The sequence below is a fragment of the Actinomadura verrucosospora genome (assembly GCF_039540335.1).
Taxonomy (GTDB): domain Bacteria; phylum Actinomycetota; class Actinomycetes; order Streptosporangiales; family Streptosporangiaceae; genus Spirillospora; species Spirillospora verrucosospora.
In genome coordinates this window covers 192,861-217,433 of record NZ_BAABEV010000001.1, presented here as the reverse complement: position 1 = coordinate 217,433, position 24,573 = coordinate 192,861, and the positions used below count along the sequence as shown (strand labels likewise).

At 73.6% G+C, this 24,573-nt stretch carries 20 protein-coding genes; 11 read left to right on the top strand and 9 right to left on the bottom strand.

Features of this window, described 5'->3' with window-relative positions; all coding sequences use genetic code 11:
• Positions 1-13 precede the first annotated feature (13 nt).
• On the bottom strand, positions 14-1,639 hold the full coding sequence (locus ABD944_RS01120; protein WP_345171352.1) for a DUF7800 domain-containing protein: 1,626 nt from the start codon (positions 1,637-1,639) through the stop codon (positions 14-16).
• Between the two features lie 68 nt (positions 1,640-1,707).
• Positions 1,708-2,694, bottom strand: coding sequence for an NAD-dependent epimerase/dehydratase family protein (locus ABD944_RS01115; RefSeq protein WP_345171350.1), 987 nt, complete (start codon positions 2,692-2,694; stop codon positions 1,708-1,710).
• A 126-nt stretch (positions 2,695-2,820) separates the two neighbouring features.
• Here ABD944_RS01115 and ABD944_RS01110 point away from each other — a divergent pair, with 126 nt between their 5' ends.
• From ABD944_RS01110 to ABD944_RS01085, 6 genes are all read left to right on the top strand, one after another.
• A complete protein-coding gene (locus ABD944_RS01110; protein ID WP_345171348.1) occupies positions 2,821-3,171 on the top strand; it encodes a YciI family protein in 351 nt (116 codons plus the stop codon).
• Complete coding sequence (locus ABD944_RS01105) at positions 3,168-4,409, top strand: RNA polymerase sigma factor (protein ID WP_345171346.1); 1,242 nt, start codon at positions 3,168-3,170, stop codon at positions 4,407-4,409. Before ABD944_RS01110 ends, ABD944_RS01105 begins: the two co-directional genes overlap by 4 nt.
• Before the next feature lie 165 nt (positions 4,410-4,574).
• Positions 4,575-4,994, top strand: a complete 420-nt coding sequence (locus ABD944_RS01100; RefSeq protein WP_345171344.1) for a hypothetical protein — start codon at positions 4,575-4,577, stop codon at positions 4,992-4,994.
• Position 4,995: 1 nt separating this feature from the next.
• Positions 4,996-5,667: a hypothetical protein gene (locus ABD944_RS01095; RefSeq protein ID WP_345171342.1), complete on the top strand. Its 672-nt coding sequence runs from the start codon at positions 4,996-4,998 to the stop codon at positions 5,665-5,667.
• A gap of 46 nt (positions 5,668-5,713) precedes the next feature.
• Positions 5,714-6,175: a roadblock/LC7 domain-containing protein gene (locus tag ABD944_RS01090; RefSeq protein WP_345171340.1), complete on the top strand. Its 462-nt coding sequence runs from the start codon at positions 5,714-5,716 to the stop codon at positions 6,173-6,175.
• Positions 6,176-6,239: 64 nt separating this feature from the next.
• Entirely contained in the window at positions 6,240-6,611 is a 372-nt protein-coding gene (locus ABD944_RS01085) for a hypothetical protein (protein WP_345171338.1), read from the top strand.
• A 51-nt stretch (positions 6,612-6,662) separates the two neighbouring features.
• Here the strand turns inward: ABD944_RS01085 and clpB are convergent, their stop codons facing one another.
• The 5 genes from clpB to dnaK form a co-directional block, all read right to left on the bottom strand.
• A complete protein-coding gene (clpB, locus tag ABD944_RS01080) occupies positions 6,663-9,260 on the bottom strand; it encodes an ATP-dependent chaperone ClpB (RefSeq protein ID WP_345171336.1) in 2,598 nt (865 codons plus the stop codon).
• Positions 9,261-9,319: 59 nt separating this feature from the next.
• Positions 9,320-9,766 (bottom strand): heat shock protein transcriptional repressor HspR, encoded by a 447-nt coding sequence (locus tag ABD944_RS01075; protein ID WP_345171334.1) that lies wholly within the window; start codon positions 9,764-9,766, stop codon positions 9,320-9,322.
• 5 nt (positions 9,767-9,771) lie between these two features.
• Positions 9,772-10,941: a molecular chaperone DnaJ gene (dnaJ, locus tag ABD944_RS01070; RefSeq protein ID WP_345171332.1), complete on the bottom strand. Its 1,170-nt coding sequence runs from the start codon at positions 10,939-10,941 to the stop codon at positions 9,772-9,774.
• 84 nt (positions 10,942-11,025) lie between these two features.
• A complete protein-coding gene (gene grpE, locus ABD944_RS01065; RefSeq protein WP_345171330.1) occupies positions 11,026-11,679 on the bottom strand; it encodes a nucleotide exchange factor GrpE in 654 nt (217 codons plus the stop codon).
• Between the two features lie 73 nt (positions 11,680-11,752).
• Positions 11,753-13,618: a molecular chaperone DnaK gene (dnaK, locus tag ABD944_RS01060; RefSeq protein ID WP_345171328.1), complete on the bottom strand. Its 1,866-nt coding sequence runs from the start codon at positions 13,616-13,618 to the stop codon at positions 11,753-11,755.
• Positions 13,619-13,909: 291 nt separating this feature from the next.
• On the opposite strand from dnaK, the gene ABD944_RS01055 reads away from it, so the two are divergent.
• The 3 genes from ABD944_RS01055 (at position 13,910) to ABD944_RS01045 (ending at position 19,255) form a co-directional block, all read left to right on the top strand.
• Positions 13,910-17,320 (top strand): S8 family serine peptidase, encoded by a 3,411-nt coding sequence (locus ABD944_RS01055; protein WP_345171326.1) that lies wholly within the window; start codon positions 13,910-13,912, stop codon positions 17,318-17,320.
• A 67-nt stretch (positions 17,321-17,387) separates the two neighbouring features.
• Positions 17,388-18,026 (top strand): RNA polymerase sigma factor, encoded by a 639-nt coding sequence (locus ABD944_RS01050; RefSeq protein ID WP_345171324.1) that lies wholly within the window; start codon positions 17,388-17,390, stop codon positions 18,024-18,026.
• On the top strand, positions 18,023-19,255 hold the full coding sequence (locus ABD944_RS01045) for a CU044_5270 family protein (RefSeq protein ID WP_345171322.1): 1,233 nt from the start codon (positions 18,023-18,025) through the stop codon (positions 19,253-19,255). Before ABD944_RS01050 ends, ABD944_RS01045 begins: the two co-directional genes overlap by 4 nt.
• Positions 19,256-19,293: 38 nt before the next feature.
• Here ABD944_RS01045 and ABD944_RS01040 read toward each other — a convergent pair whose 3' ends face one another.
• Positions 19,294-20,007: a TetR/AcrR family transcriptional regulator C-terminal domain-containing protein gene (locus ABD944_RS01040; RefSeq protein ID WP_345171320.1), complete on the bottom strand. Its 714-nt coding sequence runs from the start codon at positions 20,005-20,007 to the stop codon at positions 19,294-19,296.
• A gap of 109 nt (positions 20,008-20,116) precedes the next feature.
• Here ABD944_RS01040 and ABD944_RS01035 point away from each other — a divergent pair, with 109 nt between their 5' ends.
• Positions 20,117-21,613 carry an MFS transporter gene (locus ABD944_RS01035; protein WP_345171317.1) on the top strand — a complete coding sequence of 499 codons (1,497 nt, stop codon included), beginning with the start codon at positions 20,117-20,119 and terminating at the stop codon, positions 21,611-21,613.
• Between the two features lie 41 nt (positions 21,614-21,654).
• Here the strand turns inward: ABD944_RS01035 and ABD944_RS01030 are convergent, their stop codons facing one another.
• Positions 21,655-23,196, bottom strand: a complete 1,542-nt coding sequence (locus ABD944_RS01030) for a 3-hydroxyacyl-CoA dehydrogenase (RefSeq protein ID WP_345171315.1) — start codon at positions 23,194-23,196, stop codon at positions 21,655-21,657.
• A 160-nt stretch (positions 23,197-23,356) separates the two neighbouring features.
• Between ABD944_RS01030 and ABD944_RS01025 the strand changes: the two genes are divergently transcribed.
• The gene (locus ABD944_RS01025) at positions 23,357-24,565 is read left to right on the top strand and encodes an acetyl-CoA C-acetyltransferase (protein WP_345171313.1); all 1,209 of its coding nucleotides are present in this window, start codon (positions 23,357-23,359) and stop codon (positions 24,563-24,565) included.
• Positions 24,566-24,573 lie beyond the last annotated feature (8 nt).

Below are 24,573 nucleotides of genomic sequence, written 5' to 3'. Positions count from 1 at the left end.
ACGCACCCGTCCGTCACGTGATCTCGGTGCGCCCCATCTCGGACATCGTGCCGCTGGTCCCGGGCGTCTCCCACCGCACGCCGCAGGCGCTTCCGGACAGCTCGACGGTGGCGATGGCGTTGTCGAACCAGGGGCCGTTCGTCATCCGCCACCGGATCGGCGGCGCGGGCACCTTCGCCAGCCTCGCCAGGACGCGGAACGGCCGGCCGGCGGCCCGCGAGTAGGCGATGCGGTTCGCCCACCGGAACTTGCCCTCCAGCGGGTTGCGCAGGGGCGAGCAGACGATCTGGGTGATCTTCGACTGGGTGGCGGGCGTGGTGATCCGCGCCAGATAGGAGTAGTGGATGTCGCCGGACAGGAACGAGATGCTCGCCGGCGCGGGTCCGCGCTCCCCGCGGCCGACGGCGACGACGCCGGCGGCGACGGCGCGGAACGACCTCTCGAACGCGGCCCAGTGCTCCAGGTCGGCGGCCTGGCGGATCTTCTCGCCGACCGCCGCGCCGCGCCTGCCCCACGCGCCCTCGGCCACGGCCTCGTTCCACGACTCGGCGTGGTGGATGGCCATGGGAAGCAGGAAGGGGAGCGAGCTGGCGATGAGGAGGTGGTCCATGCCGCCCTGGCACTGGCCGTCCAGCCAGTCGAACTCCTCGTCGTCGAGCATGCCGCGCCGGTCGTCGGTGAGGAGGCGGGAGCACCGGCTGTCGACGACGATCAGGCGCGTGCCGGCCCAGTCGTGGGCGTAGCTCCAGCGCGTGGTCTCGGGCTGCTTGTCGGCCTTCTCGGCGAACGCGTCGAGGACGGCGCCCGCGTCGCCGGTCTCGTCGGAGGCGGCCCGGACGGCCGCGAAGACGGGGTCGGACGCCCGGTCCTGAGGCGACATGTTCCCGAGGTGCTGGTAGATCCAGTACGACCCGATGCCGCCGGTGATGCGCGCCTTCCACCAGGGCTGGGACCACATCTCCCGGCGCCAGGTGTACGAGGTGTTCCAGTCGTCGCGGATGTCGTGGTCATCGAAGATCGTGAAGGTGGGGACGGTGGACAGCAGCCACCGGACGGCCGGGTCGTCGTGCCAGGCGAGCTTGTAGAGCTGGGTGTAGTCCTCGTAGTCGGCGACCTCGTCGTCCGGTGGCGAGCCGGGGGCGCGGCGGCCGCTGATGAACTCGCGCATCTGGGGGGTCAGCTCGTCGGCGTACACCTGGTCGCCGACCATGAGCAGGACGTCCGGCCAGACGGCGTCCTCCCCGCCGGTCCGGAGCCTGTCGGCGAACGCGGTGAGGGCGTCGTGCCCGTACTCCTCCACGGTCCCGGGCGAGCGGCGGCAGGAGCCGAAGGAGATGCGCAGCTCGCCGTGCTCGCGCAGCGTCCTGATGTGGGACGGAGGGAACCCGGCGCTGGCCTCGGGCCAGACGGTCTCGCCGTCCGCCTCCACCTCGTACGGGATCCGCGCCCCCGGCTCCAGCCCGTCGATCTCGACGACGGCGTAGTGGTGGCCGTGCGCCGTGAAGGTGCGGGCGGCGGCGTCCACCCCATGCTCCCGGTTGACGACCCTGACCTCGCACGGACGATCGGTCTCCACCCAGATCGTCGCGGTGCGGTGACTCACGTGCCGGAGGTGGGGGCCGAGTACCAAAGCGGTCATAGAACGCCTCTCTAGCGGACGGGCGCCGATGTGTCCACAGCGCGGCCGGCCCGCGCCCGCACCGGAGGTCAGCGGGAGCCCAGGACCTCGGCCTCCTTCTCGGGGGGCAGACCGACCACGGGACGGTCGGGACGCTGCGGAGCGCTGCCGCCTATCGACCGGAGCCAGGCCCAGGTGTCCGCGACCGTCTCCTGGACGGGCCTGCACCGCAGCCCCGCGGCGAGAGCCTTGCCGACATCGCCCCGGTGCAGGGTGTCGTACGCCTCTCCGGGCGGGAGCCAGACGGGAAGGTCGGTCCACGGTTCGATGCCCGCTTCCAGAATCGCTTCGGGGGCCGTCCAGACGAGATTCGCCTCCGCCCCCGTCACGTCGACGCAGGACTGGAGCAGTTCCTCCATCGTGGTGTGGCCGGGTGGGCTGACCAGGTCGTAGGGGCCGCCGAGCCCGCGTTCGACGGCGTCCAGGGTCCAGACGGCGAGGTCCCGCACGTCGATGTACTGCAGGCCGGCGTCGCGCGGGCCGGGCGCCAGGACGTCGCCGCCCCGTGCCATGCGCGTCAGCCACCAGGGCAGCCGCCCGATGTTCTCGTACGGGCCCAGGATGAGGCCCGCCCGGACCAGGAGGGCGTTGTCCCCGTAGACGTCGAGCGCCGCGAGTTCCCCTCCGCGCTTCGCCTCCGCGTAGTCGACGTCGCCGTCGTCTGGGGAGCCGTCCACGACCTCGGCTTCTTCGCCGAGCCCGGACGGTTCCGGATACCGGTACACCGAGCGGCTGGAGATGTAGGCGTACCGCGTGACGCGTCCATCGAGCAGGCGCGCTGTATTCCGGACGACGAACGGTGCGGCGGACCAGGTGTCGATGACGGCGTCCCACTCTCCGTCCTCAAGCGCCTTGAGACCGCCCTCCGCGGTGCGGTCGCCGTGCAGCGAGACGACTCCCTGGGGCGGCTCGTGGCGCCCTCTGTGGAAGACCGTGACGTCCCAGCCGCGGGCAAGAGCCTCTTCGGTGATCGCCCGTCCGACGAACTCCGTCCCGCCCAGCATCAGAAGCCTCATGGAAGAACTCTGCCTTCCGTACCGGCCGGGTGTCGAAATCGGGTGGGCCCGAGTGTCGACAGAGTGACGGCCCCCGGCGACGAGTTTCGGAGCCGGCGAGGGTCACCACCTACAGGAGGAGGAACGATGCACTACCTGATGCTGATCTGCGGGGTCGAGGAGCAGGAGATGAGCCCCGCCGAGCAGGACGCGATGATCGCCGACACCGAGGCGTGGGTGAAGGAGATGGACGGCCGCGGCGTCCGGAGGTTCGGCGACCGGCTGCGCCTCACCGACACCGCGACCACCGTGCGCGTGCGGGACGGCGAGACGCTGCTGTCGGACGGGCCGTTCGCCGAGACCAAGGAGCAGATCCTCGGCTTCGACCTGATCGACTGCGCCGACCTGGAGGAGGCGCTCGACGTCGCCTCCCGGCACCCGTCGGCGCGGCGCGGTTCGATCGAGGTGCGGCCCCTCTGGCCGTTCGGGGAGGAGTGACGGAGACAGGAGTGACGGACGCGGGACGTGCGGTCGCGGCGGCCTTCCGCGAGGAGTGGGGCCGGGTCGTCGCGACCCTCATCCGCATGACGGGCGACTGGGACCTCGCCGAGGAGTGCGCCCAGGAGGCGTTCGCGCGCGCCCTCGAACGATGGCCGGACGACGGGGTGCCGCGCCGGCCGGGCGCCTGGCTGACCACGACGGCCCGCAACCACGCGCTGAACCGGATCCGGCGCGGCGCGACGGAGACCGCGAAGCTCAGGGAGCTGGGGACGATGGCGGACGCGGAGGAGGGGCCGGACCCGGGCGGCCTGCCCGACGACCGGCTCCGGCTGGTCTTCACCTGCTGCCATCCGGCGCTGCCGGTCGAGGCCCGCGTGGCGCTCACGCTGCGCACGGTCCTCGGCCTGACCACCGGGGAGATCGCGCGGGCGTTCCTGGTCGCCGAGCCCGCGATGGCGCAGCGCCTCGTCCGGGCCAAGCGGAAGATCCGCCAGGCGGGCATCCCGTACCGGGTGCCGCCCGCGCACCTGCTGCCGGAGCGTACGGCGGCGGTCCTCGGCGTCGTGTACCTGCTGTTCAACGAGGGGTACGCGGCGACCGAGGGCGCCGACCCGGTGCGCGCCGGCCTGTGCGCGGAGGCGATCCGCCTCGCCCGGCTCCTGCGCGGCCTGGCCCCGGACGACCCGGAGGTCGCCGGGCTGCTCGCGCTCCTGCTGCTCCAGCACTCGCGGCACGCCGCGCGGACGGACGGGGCCGGCGACCTGGTCGCCCTGGAGGACCAGGACCGGAGCCGCTGGGACCGCGCGGCGATCGCCGAGGGCGCCGCGCTCGTGGACGAGGCCCTCCGCCGGGGCGAACCCGGCCCCTACCAGGTGCAGGCGGCCATCGCCGCGTGCCACGGCGCCGCGCGCACGGCGGGCGAGACCGACTGGCCGCAGATCGCCGCCCTGTACGGAAGGCTCGAAGCGATGGTGTCCGGGCCCGTCGTCCGGCTCAACCGGGCCGTCGCGGTGGCGATGGCGGACGGGCCCCTGGCGGGCCTGGCGCTGGCCGACCGCATCGAGGGCTTGGACGGCTACCACCTGTTCCACGCCACCCGCGCGGACCTCCTGCGCCGCCTCGGCCGGTCGGAGGAGGCCGCCGCGGCCTACCGGGAGGCGCTCGCACTGGCCCGCGCCGACGCCGACCGCCGGTACCTGGCCCGTCGGCTCGGCGAGGTCCGGCGCACGGGCTGACGCGGTTGCGGACGACCCCCAACCGGCGGGGTGGTGGGAACCGATTCCGGGGGCGACGCCTCGCACCGACCCTGACCGCCCGTCATACCGGGCGGTATTTATACCCCATACATGATTGTCTAGGGAAAATTGCGGATAAGTCTTGCGAGCGGCAATGTTCTGGCTATGGTCGAGTCCTTGCAACTCTCATTCGGTGGGGAAATGGGCTTGGGCATTGACGGGTGCCTCGCGTCGATGATGACCATTCCGGGGGCGCGGCGGGTCACGCTGGTCGACTGCGCCAGCGGGCTCGCCGTGGCGGCGGCCGGCCGGGAGGACGTCCTCGACCAGCACGAGGACGCCGCCGGCGCGACCGACGTGGTGCGGGCGGTGCTGGCGTCGCCGGCGCTCAGCGCCACCGCGGCGGGGGACGACGTCGAGGAAATCATTGTCTGCGGAACGGACGGATATCATTTGCTGGCCCTTACCGGAGCGAATCTCGACGGACATCTGTTCGTCCATTTACTGCTCGACCGGGAAAGGGGCAACATCGCGCTCGCCCGGCTCCGCGTGCGCGATCTCCTCGGCGAGATCACGGGCGGATGACATGGCGGACGCGAACGCGGGATGGGTCGCCGGGGCCCTGGCGGCCCTGGAACGGGAGAAGGCCACCGGCCTGCTGCGGGTGGGCGGCGACGGCGCGTTCCACGTCGACCGCGGGGCCGTCACCCTCGCCGAGAGCCGGCACACGCCGGGCCTCGGCGACCTCCCGGACGGGCCCGACCGGGAACTGGCCGGTCTGCTGGCGATGTTCGACGCCGCCTGCCTCCTCCTCGCCTCGCGGGCCGAGCCGGCGTTCACCGAGGGACCGCCGAGCGGCGGCCCCCGGCGGGTCACCGTGGCGACGCTCGTCCACGAGCAGCGCCGCCGCCGCGCCCTCCTCGACGCCGCCTGGCCCGACGGGAGCGTCGACGTCGCGCCGGTGGTGCCGGTCCGGCGCGTCCGGAGGCAGCGCGTCATCCTGACCGGCCTCCAGGCGGAGATCCTGCTCAACGCCGACGACAGGCGCACCCCCGCCCAACTGGCCCGCGAGCTCGGGCGGACGGTGTTCGCGTGCCTGCTCGCCGTGCGGGGGCTCGCCGCGGCGTCGCTGGTGCGGACCGGCCCGCCGGACGGGCCCGGCGCCCCGCCCGTCCGCGAGGAGGTCCCCGCCGACTGGGCGCCCGCGGACCACGACCTGCTCGTCCGGCTCCACGCGGCGCTGGTGGAGTTCGGCTGACCGTGCTGGGGACCGAGTGGCTCACTTGATCGAAAGGCTGGCGAAGGTGGCGAAACGAGCGGGGGCCGGCCCGGCGGGCGCACCGGGCACGCCGGGCGCACCGGCCGCGGGGGCCGCGGCGGTGCGCGCGACGGAGCAGGCGGTGGCGGCGGAGCTGAGGTCGCTGCGGACCCGTGTCCCGCGGCTCGACGGGAGCCTCGTGGCCTCGGTGGACGGGCTGCTCATCGCGCACGACCTGCCCGGGGCCGTCGAGCCCGCCGGCATGGCGGCCGTGACGGCGACGGGCCTGTCCCTCGCCCACCGGATCGCGCAGACCGCGCACGGCGGCGCCTTCCACGAGGTCGTGATCCGCGGCGTGGACGGCTACGTGGTCATCTACGCCGCCGGACCCACCGCGTCCCTCACCGTCCTCGCCGACCCGGACGTCAACGTGGGCCGCCTCCACCTGGAGTCGCGGCCCGCCGCCCGCGCCATCGCCGCCCACCTCACGGGCGCGCGCCGCCCCTGACGGCGCGGCGCCACGCAACGAAGCGCACGACAACGAAGCGCACACGACAAGGAAAGGGAGCACCATGTCCAACCTCGATCTCGCGCTCAAGGACATGATGACGATCGACGGGGCCATCGGCGTCGCCGTCGTCGACTACAACAGCGGGATGGCCCTCGGCCAGCTCGGCAGTTCCAAGGCCCTCGACCTGCAGGTCGCGGCCGCCGGGAACACCGAGGTGGTGCGCGCCAAGCTCCGCACGATGGACCAGCTCGGCATCAAGGAGGAGATCGAGGACATCCTCATCAGCATCTCCAGCCAGTACCACGTCATCCGGCCGGTCACCGGCCGCAAGGGCAAGGGGCTGTTCCTCTACATGGCGCTCGACCGCGCCCGCGGCAACCTGGCGCTCGCCCGCCACCGCCTCCGCGAGATCGAGGAGAACCTCGAGGTCTGACGGAACGCGAAGGCGGCCCGGGGAGAGAACCCCCCGGGCCGCCTTCCGCGGTCACTTCGTCATCTTCAGGCCGCTCGACGGCTGGACGGTCAGGCGGTCGGCGGCCTCGTCGAGGTCGACGACCACCTCGTCGCCGTCGCGGACCTCGCCGGACAGCAGCTCGCGGGCGAGCTGGTCGCCGATCGCCGTCTGCACCAGCCGGCGCAGCGGCCGCGCGCCGTACAGCGGGTCGTAGCCGGTCAGCGCCAGCCACTCGCGGGCCGCGGGCGTGACCCGCAGCGTGAGCTGCCGGTCGGCGAGGCGGTCGGCCAGCCGGTCCACCTGGAGGTCGACGATCCGGGTCAGCTCGTCGGTCGACAGGGCGTCGAACAGGATCACGTCGTCCAGGCGGTTGAGGAACTCCGGCTTGAACGAGTTCCGGACGGCGTTCCACACCGCCTCCCGCTTGGCCCCGTTCTCCAGCGTCGGGTCGACGAGGAACTGCGACCCGATGTTGGAGGTGAGGATCAGGATCGTGTTGCGGAAGTCGACCGTGCGGCCCTGGCCGTCGGTGAGGCGGCCGTCGTCCAGCACCTGCAGCAGGATGTCGAAGACCTCCGGGTGCGCCTTCTCCACCTCGTCCAGCAGGACCACCGAGTACGGGCGGCGCCGGACGGCCTCGGTGAGCTGGCCGCCCTCCTCGTAGCCGATGTATCCGGGCGGCGCGCCGACCAGGCGGGCGACGCTGTGCTTCTCGGAGTACTCGCTCATGTCGATGCGGGTCATCGCCCGCTCGTCGTCGAACAGGAACTCCGCGAGGGCCTTCGCCAGCTCCGTCTTGCCGACGCCCGTCGGGCCGAGGAACAGGAACGAGCCGGTCGGCCGGTCGGGGTCGGAGATGCCCGCGCGGGCGCGGCGCACCGCGTCCGACACCGTGCGGACCGCGGTCTCCTGGCCGATCAGCCGCCTGCCGAGCTCGTCCTCCATGCGCAGCAGCTTCGCGGTCTCGCCTTCGAGCAGCCGCCCCGCCGGGATGCCCGTCCAGGACGCGACCACGTCGGCGACGTCGTCCGGGCCGACCTCCTCCTTGACCATCGTGTCGCGGGTCTCGGTCGCCTCCGACGCCTCCTCCAGCTGCTTCTCCAGCGCCGGGATCTCGCCGTAGACGAGCCGCGAGGACGTCTCCAGGTCGCCGTCGCGCTCGGCCCGCGCGGCCTCGCCGCGCAGCTGGTCGATCCGCTCCTTGATCTCGCCGACCCGGTTCAGCTCCGCCTTCTCCCGCTCCCAGCGGGCGTTCAGGCCGCTCAGCTGCTCCTGCCGGTCGGCGAGGTCGGCGCGGAGCCGTTCGAGGCGCTGCCGGGACGCCTCGTCGGTCTCCTTCTCCAGGTTCATCTGCTCCATCTTCAGCCGGTCGACGGCGCGCTGCAGCTCGTCGACCTCGACCGGCCGGGAGTCGATCTCCATGCGCAGCCGGGACGCGGCCTCGTCCACCAGGTCGATCGCCTTGTCCGGCAGGAACCGGGAGGTGATGTAGCGGTCGGACAGCGTCGCCGCCGCCACCATCGCCGAGTCGTTGATCTGCACCTTGTGGTGCGCCTCGTACCGGCCCTTCAGCCCGCGCAGGATCGCGATCGTGTCCTCGACGGTCGGCTCCCCGACGAACACCTGCTGGAACCGGCGCTCCAGGGCGGCGTCCTTCTCGATCCGCTCCCGGTACTCGTCCAGCGTCGTCGCGCCGATCATCCGCAGCTCGCCGCGGGCCAGCATCGGCTTCAGCATGTTGCCGGCGTCCATCGCGCCCTCGGCCGCGCCCGCCCCGACGACGGTGTGCAGCTCGTCGATGAACGTGACGACCTGCCCCTCGCTCTTCCTGATCTCGTTGAGGACGGCCTTCAGCCGCTCCTCGAACTCGCCGCGGTACTTCGCGCCCGCGACCATCGCGCCGAGGTCCAGCGAGACCAGCCGCTTGCCGCGCAGCGACTCGGGGACGTCGCCCGCGATGATCCGCTGGGCCAGGCCCTCCACCACGGCCGTCTTGCCGACGCCGGGCTCGCCGATCAGCACCGGGTTGTTCTTCGTCCGGCGCGACAGCACCTGGATCACCCGGCGGATCTCCGGGTCGCGGCCGATGACCGGGTCGAGCCGGCCGTCGCGGGCCGCCGCCGTCAGGTCGACGCCGTACTTCTCCAGCGACTGGTAGGTGCCCTCGGGGTTCTCGCTGGTGACGCGGGCGTGGCCGCGCACCTTCTCGAACGCCTCCAGCAGCGCCTCGGGCGTCGCGCCGAACTCCTTCAGCAGGCCCGCCGCCGGACCGCCGTCCGCCGCCAGCCCGACCAGCAGGTGCTCGGTCGAGACGTACTCGTCCTCCAGCTGCTGCGCCCGGTTGGCCGCCGTGTTGACCGACCGCTGGAGCTGGCCGGACAGCCGCGGCGTCGCCACCGTCGACCCCTGCGCCTTCGGCATCGCCGCGAGCTGCTCCTCCGCCCGCCGCCGGATCACCTGCCAGTCGGCGCCGACCGCCTCCAGCAGCGGCACCGCCGTCCCGTCCGGCAGCCCGATCAGGGCCACCAGCAGGTGCTGCGGGTCCACCTCGGGGTGCCCCTCGGCCGCCGCCCTGCGGACCGCGATCGACAGCGCCTCCTGGCTCTTCTGCGTCAGCTTGTAGTCCATCGCCCCACCCCGTGCTCTTCCTTCCGGGGCAACCCCCAGACCCCCGACACTGCCTTTGTTCAGTCCGAGTCGCGCTCGTGCCACACCACGACGCTCGTGCGCCTGATGGGCACGAGGTCGGCGCCGGGAGTGCCGCCCGGCTCCCCGTGCCGCCGCTGCTGCGCGAGCCGCGCCGCGACCGCCCGGGTCGATTCGAGTTCGTTCGCGAGGTCCTCCAGCGCCGCGTGCGCCTTGCCGAGCTCCTCGCGGAGCCGCACGTTGTCGCGCTGCAGCTCCAGGATGTGCTTGATGCCGGACAGGTTGACGCCCTCCTCCTGGGAGAGCCGCTGGATCTCCCGGAGCATCACGATGTCCCGCATCGAGTAGCGGCGTCCCCGGCCCGCCGTCCGGCCGGGGGACACCAGGCCCATCCGGTCGTAGGTGCGCAGCGTCTGCGGGTGCAGTCCGGACAGCTGCGCCGCCACGGAGATCACGTAGACCGGAGTGTCGTCGCCGAAGGGATCCATGAAGATCACTCCTGTCTGGCCTGCTGGAGGAGGTCCGCGCGCAGGTCCTCGCCGGCGCCCGCCGTCCGGAGCCGGTCGAGCGCCTCGCGCGCCTGCTCGTCGAGCTTCTGCGGGACGTGCACGTCGACCGTGACCAGCAGGTCGCCCTTCGTGCCGTCGCGCCGCGGCGCACCCCGGCCCTTCACGCGGAACTTGCGGCCGTTCGGGGTGCCCTCGGGCAGCTTCAGCGTGACGGGCTGCCCCTGGAAGGTCGGCACCCGGATCTCGCCGCCGAGCGCCGCCTCGGGGAACGTCACCGGGACGGTCAGCGTCAGGTTGTCGCCGCTGCGCCCGAACACCTGGTGCGGCAGCACCTTGATGTTCACGTACAGGTCGCCGGCCGGGCCGCCGTTCTCGCCGGGCGCGCCCTTGCCCTTCAGCCGGATCTTCTGCCCGTCCGCGACGCCCGCCGGGATGCGGGCCTGGATGGTCCGCGTGCCGGTCGCGCGGCCGCTGCCGTGGCAGATCGGGCACGGGTCGTCCACGACGAGGCCCCGTCCGCGGCACTCCTTGCACGGCTCCTGGAAGCCGAAGTTGCCGAGGTTGCGGGTCTCGTGCCCGGTGCCCTCGCAGCTCGGGCACACCCGCGGCACGGTGCCGGCCTTGGCGCCCGTCCCGCGGCAGCCGTCGCAGGCCGCCTCGCTGGTCAGCTTGATCGGAACGGTGACGCCGTTCATCGCGCGGCCGAACGACAGGGTCACCTCGGTCTCGACGTCCGCGCCGCGCCGCGCGCGCCGCGTCCCCGCCGTGCGGGTGCCACCGCCGCCGCGGCCGCCGAACAGGCCGCCGAACAGGTCGCCGATGCGCTCTCCGGCGCCGCCCGGCTGCGTCCCGCCGGTCTGGCCGAACAGGTCGCCGAGGTCGAACCCGAATCCGCCGCCCTGCTGGCCGCGGAAGCCGCCCGGCATCGAGCGCACCGCGTCGTACTCCTTGCGGCGCTTCTCGTCCGACAGGACGTCGTAGGCCTCCGAGACCTCCTTGAAGCGGTCCTCGGCCTCGGCGTCGCCCTTGTTGGCGTCCGGGTGGTACTTGCGCGCCAGCTTCCGGTAGGACTTCTTGATCTCCTCCTGCGAGGCCGACTTCGCGACACCGAGGACCTTGTAGTAGTCCTTCTCCAGGTAGTCCTTGGTGCTCACGGCGCCCCGCCTTCTGCTATCGCCACATGCCACATGTCTTCGGGCCCCTGCGGGGCCCGCCCTCGCGGGCGGGCCCCGTGGGGATCATTCGCTCGTTTCGTCGTCCGCCTCGTCCGGCCCGCCGCCGGACTCCCCGGCTCCGGAGTCCGGAGCGGGGTCGGCCACCGCCACGCGGGCGGGCCGCAGGACCCGCTCGCCGATCCGGTAGCCGGGCTGCAGGACGTCGGTGACGCTCGTCTCGGTCACCTCGGCCGAGTGCGAGTGCATCAGCGCCTCGTGCACGACCGGGTCGAAGGGCTCGCCCTTCTCCCCGTACCGCTCCAGGCCGAGCTTGCCGGTGACCGCCTCGAGGCTCTCCGCGACGGACTTGAAGCCGCCGGTGAGCTCCTCGTGCTCCCGGGCGCGGCCGATGTCGTCCAGCACCGGGAGCAGCTCGGACAGCACCTGCCCGAGGGCCTGCTCGCGGACGGCGACCCGGTCGCGCTCGACGCGCTTGCGGTAGTTGTCGTACTCCGCCTTCAGGCGCTGGAGGTCGGCGAGCCGCTCCGCCAGCTGGGTCTTCAGCGAGGAGTCCTCCTCGCCCGTGGCCTTGGCGCCGGCCCCGTCCACCGGGGCCTCCGGGGCCGCGGGGGTCTCCCCCGCCTGCGCCCGGACCTCCCCCGTCTCGGGATCGATGCGCCGCTTGTCGCGGATCACCGGGCCCTCCTTCTCCTCGCCCCCGTTGGGAGAGGACGTCACGACGCACCACCCTTCTGGGGGACGCCCCCCAGACCCCCGGGGTGGAGGGCCGAAGATCCTCGCTTCGCTGCGGTCATCGGCCCTCCTCCTTCGGCTTGTCCTCGTCGACGATCTCGGCGTCGACGACCTCGTCGTCCTGCGGCTGGCCGCCCTGGGCGCCGGCCGTCGGCCCGTGGTCCTCGGCGCCGGCCTGGGCGCCCTCGGGGTTCTGCGCGTACATCGCGGCGCCCATCTTCTGGCTCACCTGCGCGAGCTTCTCGGCGCTGCCCTTGATCGCGTCGACGTCGGTGCCCTCCAGGGCCTTCTTGACCTCGGCGACCGCGTCGTTCACCTCGGTCTTCAGCTCCGCGGGGACCTTCTCGTCGTTCTCCCGCAGGAACTTCTCGGTCGAGTACGCGAGGGTGTCGGCCTGGTTGCGGACCTCGGCCTCCTCCTTGCGCCGGCGGTCCTCCTCGGCGTACTGCTCGGCGTCGCGCATCATCTTCTCGATGTCGTCCTTGGGCAGCGCGCTGCCGCCCGTGATGACCATCGACTGCTCGCGGCCGGTGCCCTGGTCCTTCGCGCTGACGTTCACGATGCCGTTGGCGTCGATGTCGAAGGTGACCTCGATCTGCGGGACGCCGCGCGGCGCCGGCGGCAGACCGGTGAGCTGGAAGGTGCCGAGCTTCTTGTTGTACGCGGCGATCTCGCGCTCGCCCTGGTAGACCTGGATCTCCACGGACGGCTGGTTGTCGTCGGCGGTGGTGAACGTCTCCGACCGCTTGGTCGGGATCGTGGTGTTCCGCTCGATGATCTTGGTGAAGATGCCGCCCTTGGTCTCGATGCCGAGGCTCAGCGGGGTCACGTCCAGCAGCAGGACGTCCTTGACCTCGCCCTTGAGCACGCCGGCCTGGAGGCTGGCGCCGATCGCGACGACCTCGTCGGGGTTGACGCCCTTGTTCGGCTCCTTGCCGCCGGTCAGCTCCTTGACCAGCTCGGAGACCGCGGGCATCCGGGTGGAGCCGCCGACCAGGACGACCTGGTTGATCTCGCTCACCGAGATGCCGGCGTCCTTCAGCACCTGCTGGAACGGCGCCTTGGTGCGCTCCAGGAGGTCGGAGGTCATCCGCTGGAACTCGGCGCGGGTGAGCTTCTCGTCCAGGTGCAGCGGGCCCTCGGCGGACGCGGTGATGTAGGGCAGGTTGATCTGCGTCTCGGACGAGCCGGACAGCTCGATCTTGGCCTTCTCCGCGGCCTCGCGGAGCCGCTGCAGCGCCATCTTGTCCTTGGACAGGTCGACGCCGTTGGCGTTCTTGAAGCGCTCGACCAGCCAGTCGACGACCTTGTTGTCCCAGTCGTCGCCGCCCAGGTGGTTGTCGCCGCTGGTGGCCTTCACCTCGACCACGCCGTCGCCGACCTCCAGCAGGGACACGTCGAACGTGCCGCCGCCGAGGTCGAACACCAGGATGGTGGCCTCGTTCTCCTTCTCCAGGTGGTAGGCCAGCGCCGCCGAGGTCGGCTCGTTGATGATGCGCAGGACGTTCAGGCCCGCGATCTGGCCGGCCTCCTTGGTGGCCTGGCGCTGGTGGTCGGAGAAGTAGGCGGGGACGGTGATGACCGCGTCGGTGACCGTCTCGCCCAGGTAGGACTCGGCGTCCCGCTTGAGCTTCTGCAGCACGAACGCGCTGATCTGCTGCGGGTTGAAGTCCTTGTCGTCGATCTTGGTCTTCCAGTCGGTGCCCATCTCGCGCTTGACCGACCGGATCGTCCTGTCGACGTTGGTCACCGCCTGGCGCTTGGCGACCTCGCCGACCAGGACCTCGCCGTTCTTGGCGAAGGCGACGACGGACGGCGTGGTCCGCGACCCCTCCGCGTTCGCGATGACGGTGGGCTCGCCGCCCTCCAGGATCGCGACGACCGAGTTGGTCGTCCCGAGGTCGATGCCGACCGCACGTGCCATGTTTCTCGTCCTCCGTCGTATCCGGTGGTATCGCAGCCCCGGTCGCCCCCGAGGCGCGGCCGGTTGAGTCTTCTGCCCGCTAGGTTGCCCGGCGATCTCATCCTTGTCAAATGACTTGAGTCGGCCGGACTCAACTTTGCTGACGACCTCTACAACAGGACGAGTGAGCGCCCTATTCCGGTTCCCGGCGCGGTCCCGCGGGCGCCCGCGCCGGCCGTGAACTCGATCGGCCTCTGCGGGTGATCAACATCGACCGTCCCATCGCGGGACGGCGATGGCAGAGGAGACTCGATGACCCACAGACGCCGGAGCCGGGCCCTGCTCGGCCTCCTGACGGCGGCCGGGGCGCTGGCCGCCGTCCCGCCGCCCGCGCACGCCGCGCCGAGCCCCTCGGGCGGCCTGGACACCCGCGGTTCCTGGAAGGTGACCCTGCTGACCGGGGACGTGGTCGCCGTCCGGACGGTCAGGGGCAGGCCCCCGCTCGTCTCGGTGACCCCCGCACCCGGGCGGGAGAAGCGCGCGTTCCGCAAGGAGATCCGCCCGGACGGGCACGTCGTGGTCGTCCCGATCGACGTCGCCGGGCTGGTCGGCCGGCTGATCGACCCCGAGCTGTTCGACGTGACCGCCCTGGTCGCGCAGGGCTACGACGACGCCCGCAGCAAGGACCTGCCGCTGATCGTCCAGCGCGACAAGGACGCGCGCTCCCTGTCGGCGCTCGGAGGGACGCTCGACAAGACGCGGGACCTGCCGAGCATCGGCGCCGTCGCCGTGCGGCAGCCCAAGAGCGACGCGAGCGCCCTCGGCAGGACGCTGGCCGGGATGCGAGGCCCCTCCCTGAAGGCGACGGACGGGATCCGGCACATCTGGCTGGACGGCAAGGTCAAGGCGAACACCGCCCCGACCGCCCCCGCCGCCGGGCGGCTCGACCGCAACCTGCGGCAGGTCGGCGCGCCGGAGGCCTGGCGCGCCGGATACACCGGCAAGGGCGCGAAGGTCGCCGTCCTGGACACGGGCGTTGACGCCGGGCACCCCGACCTCAAGGGACGCATCGCCGAGACGAGGAACTTCTCCGAGTCGGCCGGCACCGCCGACCGGTTCGGGCACGGCACGCACGTCGCCTCGACCGTCGCCGGGACGGGCGCCGCCTCGGACGGGCGGCGCAAGGGCGTCGCCCCGGACGCGGACCTGCTGATCGGCAAGGTCCTCGACGACGAGGGCTCCGGCACCGACTCCAGCGTGATCGCCGGAATGGAGTGGGCGGCGCCGCGCGCCGACGTCGTCAACATGAGCCTCGGCGGCGCCCCCACCGACGGCGCGGACCCCCTCTCGCTGGCCCTGAACGACCTGACGAAGCGGCACGGGACGCTGTTCGTCGTCGCGGCGGGCAACGACGGCCTGGTCGGGTCGGTCGGTTCGCCCGGCACGGCCGACGCCGCGCTGACCGTCGGGGCGGTCGACGCCCGCGACCGGCTCGCGGAGTTCTCCAGCCGGGGGCCGCGCGGCCACGCCGCCAAACCGGAGATCGTCGCGCCGGGCGTCGACATCGTCGCGGCCCGCGCCGAGGGCACCGCCATGGGCACCCCGACCGGGGCGGCCTACACGAAGTCGTCCGGGACGTCGATGGCCACGCCGCACGTCGCCGGCGCCGCCGCGCTGCTCGCGGCGAGGCACCCGGACTGGGGGCCGGCCCGCCTCAAGGCCGCCCTCGTCGGGACGGCCGACCCCGTGACCGGCGGCGACGCCTACGAGCGCGGCGCCGGACGCCTCGACGTCGGGGAGGCCGCGAAGAGCCCCGTCCTCGCCGCGCAGAGCATCGTCGATCTCGGCACGTCCCGGTTCCCCGAGCACGGCGCGCTGTCGACGAAGCTCGGCTGGACGTCCCAGTCGTCCGGCCCCGTCCGCCTGCGGTTGAGCGTGAAGGTCGTCGACCGCCGCGGGCACGCGGCGGACGGCGCGGCGAGCGTCCCGGCGGCCGTGGACGTCCCGGCGGGCGGCGCCGGCGAGGCCCCGCTGACCGTGAACGCGGCCGAACTCGCCGACCGTCCCGGCCTGTACACGGCCGTGGTGACGGCGAAGGGCGGCGGCGCCGTCCTCGAAACGCCCGTGACGTTCTACGTCGAGCCCCCGTCGCACGACCTCACGATCAGGGCCACGCCGCTGCCCGGCACCGACCCCGCGAACTTCTCCGCCTCCGCGACGGTGGTCGATCTGGCCGACATGGCGCTGTTCTCCGAGTGGGTCGACGCCACCGGAACGGCGAAGGTCCGCGTCCCCGACGGCCGCTACGCGGTCCTCGGCAACGTGGACGACTTCGGCGACTGGCGTTCGGCCCTCGCCGGCGACCCCGAGGTGGTCGTCGGAGGGCCCGCGACCGTCACGCTCGACGGCGCCGCCGCCGTGCGGGTCGGCGCGCGCGTCGAGGGCGTCGAGACCGAGCAGACGATGATGTCCGCGGACATGGTCCGCGACGCCGGCCAGGGGCTGTGGTGGTTCAGCGCCTATTCCTTCGATCCCGCGAACGCGCCCGTGTACGCCCAGCCGATGGGCGGCGTCCAGACCGGGACGTTCAGCGCGTACACCAACCACCGGCTGACCGCGCCCGGCACGGTCTACGACGTCGTCCACCCGCTGGGCGGCGGAATCCCCGCCGACCCGACGCACGTGGTCACCGGCGCCGAGCTCAAGCGGATGGCCCGCGTCGACCAGGAGTTCGCCGCCTTCGACGGGGACCCGGGCATCCCCATGAGCGAGAAGCGCTACGGCATCAGCCCGGAGGGCCTGCTGACCTTCGACGCGGCCGGCGACGTCAAGCCCGGGACGTCCCGGACCGACTACGTCTCGACCGTCCCCGGCATGCTGTGGGGCGACGAGGGGTTCGTCAAGTTCGGTGAGGAGTTCTGGGTGGACCAAGGGCCCTTCGGCAAGCTGGAGCCGGGCGAGCGGGTCTCCGCCCGCTGGGGCCTCCAGCCGTTGCGCCCCGGACCCTACTCGGGCACCGGCGTCACGCCCAGCGGCTGCGCCCGGTACCCCGCTGCCCGCACCGGGCAGAGCATGCGCGTCGCGCTCGTCGACCTCCAGACCCGCCCGGACGGGTTCGACTGCGCCATGCACGAGGTGAAGGGGCACATGGCGCTGTTCGCCGGCGACCAGGAGGTGGGCGAGAAGGACGGCCCGTTCGGGGAGTTCACCGTCCCGTCCGGCGAGGCGGACTACCGGCTGACGTACGACAACGACGCGTCGGCGATCCTCCCGGTGTCGACCCGCACGTCGACGTCCTGGACGTTCCGCTCCCGCGAGCCGCGCGGCGGCAGGAGCGCCAACCTCCCGCTCCTGCTCGTCGACTACGACCTGAACCTCGACCTGCGCAACCAGCCGTCCGGTGAGCCCGCCGTGTTCACCGTCGCGCGGATGGCGGGCTCCGGCCAGGCCGAGGTCACCGGGCTGCGCTTCCGGACGTCCGTTGACGACGGCGGGACCTGGCAGGACGTCCAGGTGAGGCCGCTCGGCGGCGGGCGGTTCGCCGCGCCGCTCCCGGCGCCCGTCAAGGGGCAGGCCGTCTCGCTGCGCGTCACCGCGCAGGACGCGGGCGGCAGCGGCGTCGACCAGCGCGTCATCCGCGCCTACCGCGTCCGGGAGCCGCGCCGCGAAAGGGCCGAACGCGCCCCTCGTCCGGTCGTCCGGGCGGGGGGCGCGTGCGCGTGAAGGGTGATCGGGGGATCGGTTGAGAGCGGGGTGACCGAGCACTCCCCCCGACGACGAGGATCACTCCATGGCCCACCACCACCCGCCGGACCCCGGGTCCCGGTCCGGTGCGGAGCCGGGCGCGTCCGGCTCCGACGCCTCGGACGCGGCGGCGATCGTCCGGTCGCGGCGCGAGCCCGCCGCGTTCGCGGAGATCTTCCACCGGCACTTCTCCGCGATCCACGGGTACGCGGCGCGGCGCCTCGGCGTCGACGCGGCGGACGACATCGCCGCCGAGACCTTTCTCGCCGCGTTCAACAAGCGCGGCCGTTTCGACCCCGACCGGGGGACGGTCCGCCCGTGGCTGTACGGGATCGCGACGCGGCTGATCGGGCTGCACCGGCGCGCGGAGGGCCGCCGGTACCGGGCGCTGGCGCGCACCCCCGCCGAGCACGTCCAGGACGGCCACGAGGACCGGGTCACGGCGCGCGTCACCGCCGGCGGGGCGGGCGCGGACCTCGCCGACGCGCTGGCCCGGCTGCCGCGCGGCGACCGCGACGTCCTGCTGCTGGTGGCCCTGGCCGACCTGACCTACGAGGAGGTCGGCCAGGCGCTCGGCCTCAAGACGGGCACCGTCGCGTCCCGCCTGCACCGCGCCCGGCGCCGCCTGAGGGAGTCGCTCGGCGGAACCCATCCCGCGCTGATCGTTGAGGAGACGCCCGCGTGAACGAGATCGACATGAACGAGACGGCCCGGGTCCGGCGGCTGCTGGGGGAGCCGCCGCCCCCGTCGGCGGAGGCGTCGGCGCGGGCGCTGGCCCGGCTGGAGGAGGCGATGGCGCCGGGCGGGAGGCACCTCCGGCCCTCCAGGGCGGGGCGGCGGCGCTTCGGCCGGCCGCTCCACCTGGGCGCGGGGCTCGTCGCGGCCGGGGCGGCGGCGGCCGTCGCCATCGTGGCCACCGGCCAGGGCTCCCCGGGTTCGCCGCCGGACGCGCCGCCCGCCTCCGTCGACCTGGGCAGGCAGGCGGTGCTGGTGGCGGCGGACAGGGCCGCCGAGCAGCCGACGGGCAACTACTGGTCCGCGGAGAGGCTCAGCGGTCAGGCCTACGTGGTGCGGGCGCGGACGGGAACGTACGCGATCTTCGGCGCGCACGACGAGACGTTCAACTGGACCGGCGCGAAGAAGGGGATGGGCGAGGCGTACTACAGCCGCGACCTGCCGGCGCGTCCGCAGACCCCGGCGGACGAGGCGCTGTGGCGCAAGGCCGGGTCACCGTCGAACATCCGCGTCTGGTCCAACGACCACTACTACACCTACAGCACCAAGGCGACGAAGTGGCGGTCGGAGGGCCCCGAGGTCGGCGTCGACCCGGAGGGCGGCGGGGTGTTCCTGGACAAGTCGGTTGAGGAGCTGCGGAACCTGCCGACCGACCCGGCCAGGCTCGCCGCGATGTTCCTCGACGACGACGCGATGGGGCGGGCCGCGGGCCTGAACCCGAAATCCAAGAAGGCGATGGCCGAGGCGCTGCGCATGGGCCCCGCCCAGACCGCGACCCTCAAGATCATGCGGGTGTCGGCGCTGCTCGGCACCCCGCTCCCGCCGAAGGTGCGGGCGGGCCTGATGAAGGCGCTGGCCGCGCAGCCGGGCATCCACGCGATCGGCCACGTCACGGACCCGCTGGGCCGCCGGGGCGTCGCGCTGGCGGCCGGGGAGCGCGATGTCACGATCACCGCGGAGTACGGAACGCCGAAGGCCGAGCAGGGGACCTACCGCGCCCGCCAGACGATCGTCTTCGACGAGCGGACCGGCGCGCTGCTGTCCCGGCAGTACGTGCTGACCCGGCCGGGGGGCCCGTACGCGCGGATGAAGCCGGGCTTCGTCATCGAGTACCAGGCCGTCCGCTCGGCGGGCTGGACCGACGCCAAGCCGAAGCCGCCCGCGGAGTTGCCCTTCTGATCCGTCCTCGACCGGGTCGCGCGCAGGCCCCCCGCCCGCTACCGGGCGGGGGGCCTGCGCGCTTCGAGGCCGTCGAGGACGCAGGCGAGCCCGAACGCGAAGCGGCCCTCCAGGACGTCGCCGGTCTCCTTCATCCAGATCTCGCGGATGTGCGACGCGAGCCCGGGGCGCTCCTCGTCCAGCCGGTCCAGGTAGGGGCCGAGGTTCTCGACCCAGTCGGCGGCGGACGTGCCGGGCTGGGCGCGCTGCCAGCTCGCCTCGCTGCCGGCCGCGCCGATGACGTAGTCGACCACCGCCGACCAGGCGTACTCCAGGTCGAAGCCGGTGAACCCGGCGGAGCCGAACGCGGCGAGCACCTCGTCCAGGACGCGGGTCGCGTTCGGGCCGATCATCGGGCGGCCGCCGAACAGCGTCACCGTCCACGGGTGCCGGTGGATCATCGCGCGGAGGCTGCGCGCGTAGCCGGTCGCGGCGGCCCGCCAGCCGTCCCCGGCCGGGACCGCCACCTCGGCCATGACCCGGTCGAGGGCGAGCTCCAGCAGCTCGTCCTTGTTCGCGACGTGCCAGTAGACCGAGGTCGCCCCCGCGTTCAGGCGGGTGCCGAGGCGGCGCATGCTGAGGCCGTCCAGCCCCTCGGCGTCGAGCAGGTCGAGCGCGGCGTCGACGATCTGCGTCCGGCCGAGGGCGGGCCGGCCCCGCCGCGCGCGTTCCGGCCGCACCCAGACGGACGGCGCCCTGCTCTCCTCGGCCATGCGTGCCCTCCTCGCTCCCGTACAGAGTACCGGGACTTGAACACTGTACGAGTGAGGTCGTACGGTGTGCGAGTCGCATCGAACGCTGTACGAGAAACCTGGAGTGGTCATGGACGAGCCCATCGCCCCGCATCCGCGGCGCTGGCAGATCCTCGGCGTGCTGTGCCTCAGCCTGTTCGTCGTCGTGGTCGACAACACGATCCTCAACGTGGCGATCCCGTCCCTCCTGCGGGACCTGGACGCCACCACGTCCGACGTCCAGTGGGTGATCGACGCCTACTCGCTGGCGTTCGCCGGCCTGCTGATCACGGCGGGCGCCCTCGGCGACCGGCACGGGCGCCGCCGCGCGATGCTGGCTGGCTTCGCGCTCTTCGGCGCCGGGTCGCTGCTCGCGGCCTTCGCGGGATCCCCCGGCGAGCTCGTCGCGATGCGGGCGCTGATGGGCGTGGGAGGCGCGCTCCTCATGCCGGGGACCCTGTCGATCATGGCGCAGGTGTTCGGCCCGGACGAGCGCGCGAAGGCGTTCGCGATCTGGGGCGCGACGTCCATGGTCGGGCTCGCCGCCGGGCCGACGCTCGGCGGGTTCCTGCTGGAGCACTTCTGGTGGGGCTCGGTCTTCCTGGTGAACGTGCCCGTCGCCGCGGCCGCCGTCGCCGGGCTGCTGCTCCTCGTCCCCGAGTCGCGCGGGCCGCGCCGCCGCCCCGACGTGCCCGGCGCCGCGCTGTCCACCGCGGGCATGTCGGCGCTGGTGTGGGCGGTCATCTCCGGCCCCGCGCACGGCTGGACCGGCGCCCGCACGCTCGGCGGGCTGGCCGCCGGCGCCGCCGCGCTCGCCCTGTTCGCCGCCTGGCAGCACCGCAACCCCGAGCCGATGCTCGACCTGCGCCTGCTGCGCGACCGCGACTTCTCCGGGGCCGCCGTCATGATCGCGCTGTTCGGCTTCGCGCTGGCCGGGACGCTGTTCGCCCTGACCCAGCTGCTCCAGTCGGTGCACGGCTACGGCCCGCTCGAGGCCGGGCTGGCGCTGCTTCCGGTCGCCGTCTCCGCGGGCGTCGGCAACGGCGTCGGCGCGTCGCTGGAGTCCCGGTTCGGCGCCCGTCCCGCCCTCGTCGCCGGCTTCTCCGTCACCGCGGCCGGTTTCCTGGCCCTCGGCCTGGCGGAGCCGGACGACGGCTACGCCGTGCTCGCGGTCGGGCTCGCCGTCCTCGGCTTCGGCGCCGGGCTCGGCACACCGCCCGCCTACAGCACCCTCATGGCCGCCGTCCCGCCCGAGGAGGCCGGGGTCGGCTCGGCGGTGAACGACGCCGGTCAGGAGCTCGGCAGCGCGCTCGGCGTCGCCGTCCTCGGCAGCGTCGTCTCCGCCGTCTACGCCCGCGACCTGCCCGGCGCCGCGCCCGCGGCGGCGCGCCATTCGCTGGGCGAGGCCCTGGCGACCGGCGACCCCGGCCTCGCCCGCGCCGCGCGCGACGCCTTCGCCCACGCGGTGTCGGCCGCCTCGTTCGCCGCGTGCGCCGCGATGCTGGCCGCCGCCCTGTTCGCCGCCTTCGTCGTGCGCGCCCGCCGCCCCGCGCCCGCGCCCGCCGGGAAGGTCGCCGAGCCCGCGTGAAGAGGCTCCCGCCTGTCCGGTCGAGCCGACCGGTTGAGGCGCTAGGCGAGCAGGTCGGACGGGGCGGTGCCCGTCTCGGTGAGCGGCAGGCCGAGCGCGACGCGTTCGGTCAGCCAGCCGCTCGGACGGTAACGCGGGTCGCCGGTCGCCTCGTGCATCTGCTCCAGGACGTCGAGGACGCGCCCGGCGCCCACGTGGTCGCCCCACTCCAGCGGCCCGCGCGGGTAGCCGAGCCCGAGCCGGACGGCGGTGTCGACGTCGGCGGGAACGGCCAGCCGCTGCTCGGCGATGCCGCAGCCTACGTTGACGATCGACGCCAGCAGCCGCGGCGCGACGGCGACGGGCGCGTCCCGCACGACGGTCACCGGCCGTCCCGTGGCGAGGAGGGCGGCGAGCGCCGCGCGGCCCGCGTCCGGGTCGAGCGCGGGCTGCACGGTGAGGGTGATCCGGCCGAAGAACCCGAAGAACCCGTCGATCCCGAGGGTCCGCTCCCCGGGGAGGCCGTTGCCGACCTGGGCCGCGACGCTCATGTCCGTCGCGGCGTCGACCAGCAGAACGGCCTCCTCGGACGGCTCGTCACCGGCCTCGACCTCCACCCCGGCCTCGGACAGCAGCATCCCCAGCGTCTCGCGGTGCTGCGGTTCCTGGAACCAGACGGGCCGGAAGTCGACGGCCGGGGCGCCGGGCTCGGCGGGCTCCTGCTTCACCCCGTCCACGTACTTGTAGAAGCCCTCGCCGGTCTTGCGTCCGAGAAGCCCCGCCTCCAGGCGCGCCCTGCCGATCCTGGACGGACGGAACCGCGGCTCGGTGTAGAAGCCCGTCCAGATGGACTCCATCACCGGGTGCGACACGTCCATCCCGGTCAGGTCCAGAAGTTCGCACGGCCCCATCTTCAGGCCGAGGACGTCCCGCGCGATGCGGTCGATGTCCACGGGCTCGGCGACGCCCTCGGAGAGGATCTGCAGCGCCTCCGTCACCAGGCCGCGCCCAGCGTGGTTGACGAGGAACCCCGGCGCGTCGGGCGCGAGCACCGGAGTGTGACCGAGACGCCTCACGAGGTCGGCGAGCGCGTCCGGGATCCACTCGGCCGTGCGCGCCCCCGGGATCACCTCGACGAGCTTCATCAGCGGCACCGGATTGAAGAAGTGCAGCCCCGCCACCCGGGACGGGTCGTCCAGCGCGGCGGCGATCGCCGTCACCGGCAGCGAACTGGTGTTGGTCGCGAAGACGGTGTGCTCCGGGCAGACCTTCTCCAGCGACCTGAACAGTTCCCGCTTGGTCTCCATGTCCTCCCGGACGGCCTCCACGACGAGGTCGCAGTCCTGGAACGGGGTGAGCGGCTCGCCGACCGGCCGGAGCCGCCCCTTCGCCGCCTCCGCGTCGGCCGCCGTCATGCGCCCCTTCGCGGCGAGCCTGTCGAACATGGCCCCGACGTGCTCGGCCGCCTCCATCACGGCCTGCGTCCGGATGTCGGCCAGCTCCACCGTCAGCCCGCCCGCCGCGGCGAGCTGCGCGATCCCGCGCCCCATCGCCCCTGCGCCGATCACCCTGATCGTCGCCGCCCGGCCCGCCCACTGCTCCACGTCGCCTCCCGCACTCGCCCAGCCCTCTGGCCCACGTCCCGGTTCGCCACCGCCATGGGTACCCAGCATTCAACTCCACCGCGCGGAAGCCCGGACGCCGCCTCCCGGCGACGGGCCGTACCCTGCGAAGTGCCCGCGCCCCCGTCCCGAGGAGACCACCATGCGCGACGCGGTGATCTGCGAGCCACTGCGGACCCCCATCGGCCGGTTCGGTGGAGCGCTCAGCACCGTCACGGCCGCCGAGCTCGCCGCCGCCGTCGTCCGCGCCCTGGTCGAGCGGACCGGCCTGCCCGGGGACGCGGTCGACGAGGTGATCCTCGGGCACTGCTACCCCACCTCCGACGCCCCCGCCATCGGGCGCGTGGCCGCGCTGGACGCCGGGCTCCCGGTCACGGTCGGCGGCGCCCAGCTCGACCGGCGGTGCGGGTCCGGGCTCCAGGCCGTCCTGAACGCCGCCATGCAGATCCAGACCGGGGTCAGCGATGTGATCATCGCGGGCGGCGCGGAGAGCATGAGCGGCGCGCCGTTCTACACGACCGCGGCGCGCTGGGGCGTGCGCGGGCCGTCCCTCGAACTGCACGACGCGCTCGCGCGGGGACGCGTCACCGCCGGCGGCGTCCGCCATCCCGTTCCCGGCGGGATGCTGGAGACCGCCGAGAACCTGCGCCGCGAGTACGGGATCGGGCGCCGCGAGCAGGACGAGCTGGCCGCCCGGTCCCACGAGCGTGCGGTCGCCGCCCAGCGGTCGGGGGTCTTCGCCGAGGAGATCGTCCCGGTGACCGTCCGGTCGCGGAAGGGCGACACGGTCGTCGACGCCGACGAGCACCCGCGCCCCGGCACCACGGTCGAGGGGCTGGCGAAGCTGCGTCCCGTCCTCGGCAAGGCGGACCCCGAGGCCACGGTCACGGCCGGCAACTCCAGCGGCCAGAACGACGCGGCCGCCGCCTGCGTGGTCACCACGCCCGAACGCGCCGCCGACCTGGGCCTGCGGCCCCTCGTCCGGCTCGTCTCCTGGGGCCGCGCCGGGGTGCCGCCCGAGACGATGGGCATCGGCCCCGTCCCCGCCGCCGCCAGGGCCCTGGACGCCGCCGGCCTCACCCTCGCCGACATCGACCTCGTCGAGCTGAACGAGGCGTTCGCCGCGCAGGTCCTCGCCGTCGCCCGCGAGTGGGGCCTGAAGGACGCCGACTGGGACCGCGTCAACGTGCACGGCTCCGGCATCTCCCTCGGGCACCCCGTCGGCGCGACCGGCGCCCGCATCCTCGCGACCCTCGCCCGCGAGATGGACCGCCGGGGCGCCCGCTACGGCCTGGAGACCATGTGCATCGGCGGAGGCCAGGGCCTCGCCGCGATCTTCGAGCGCGCCTGACCGGGACC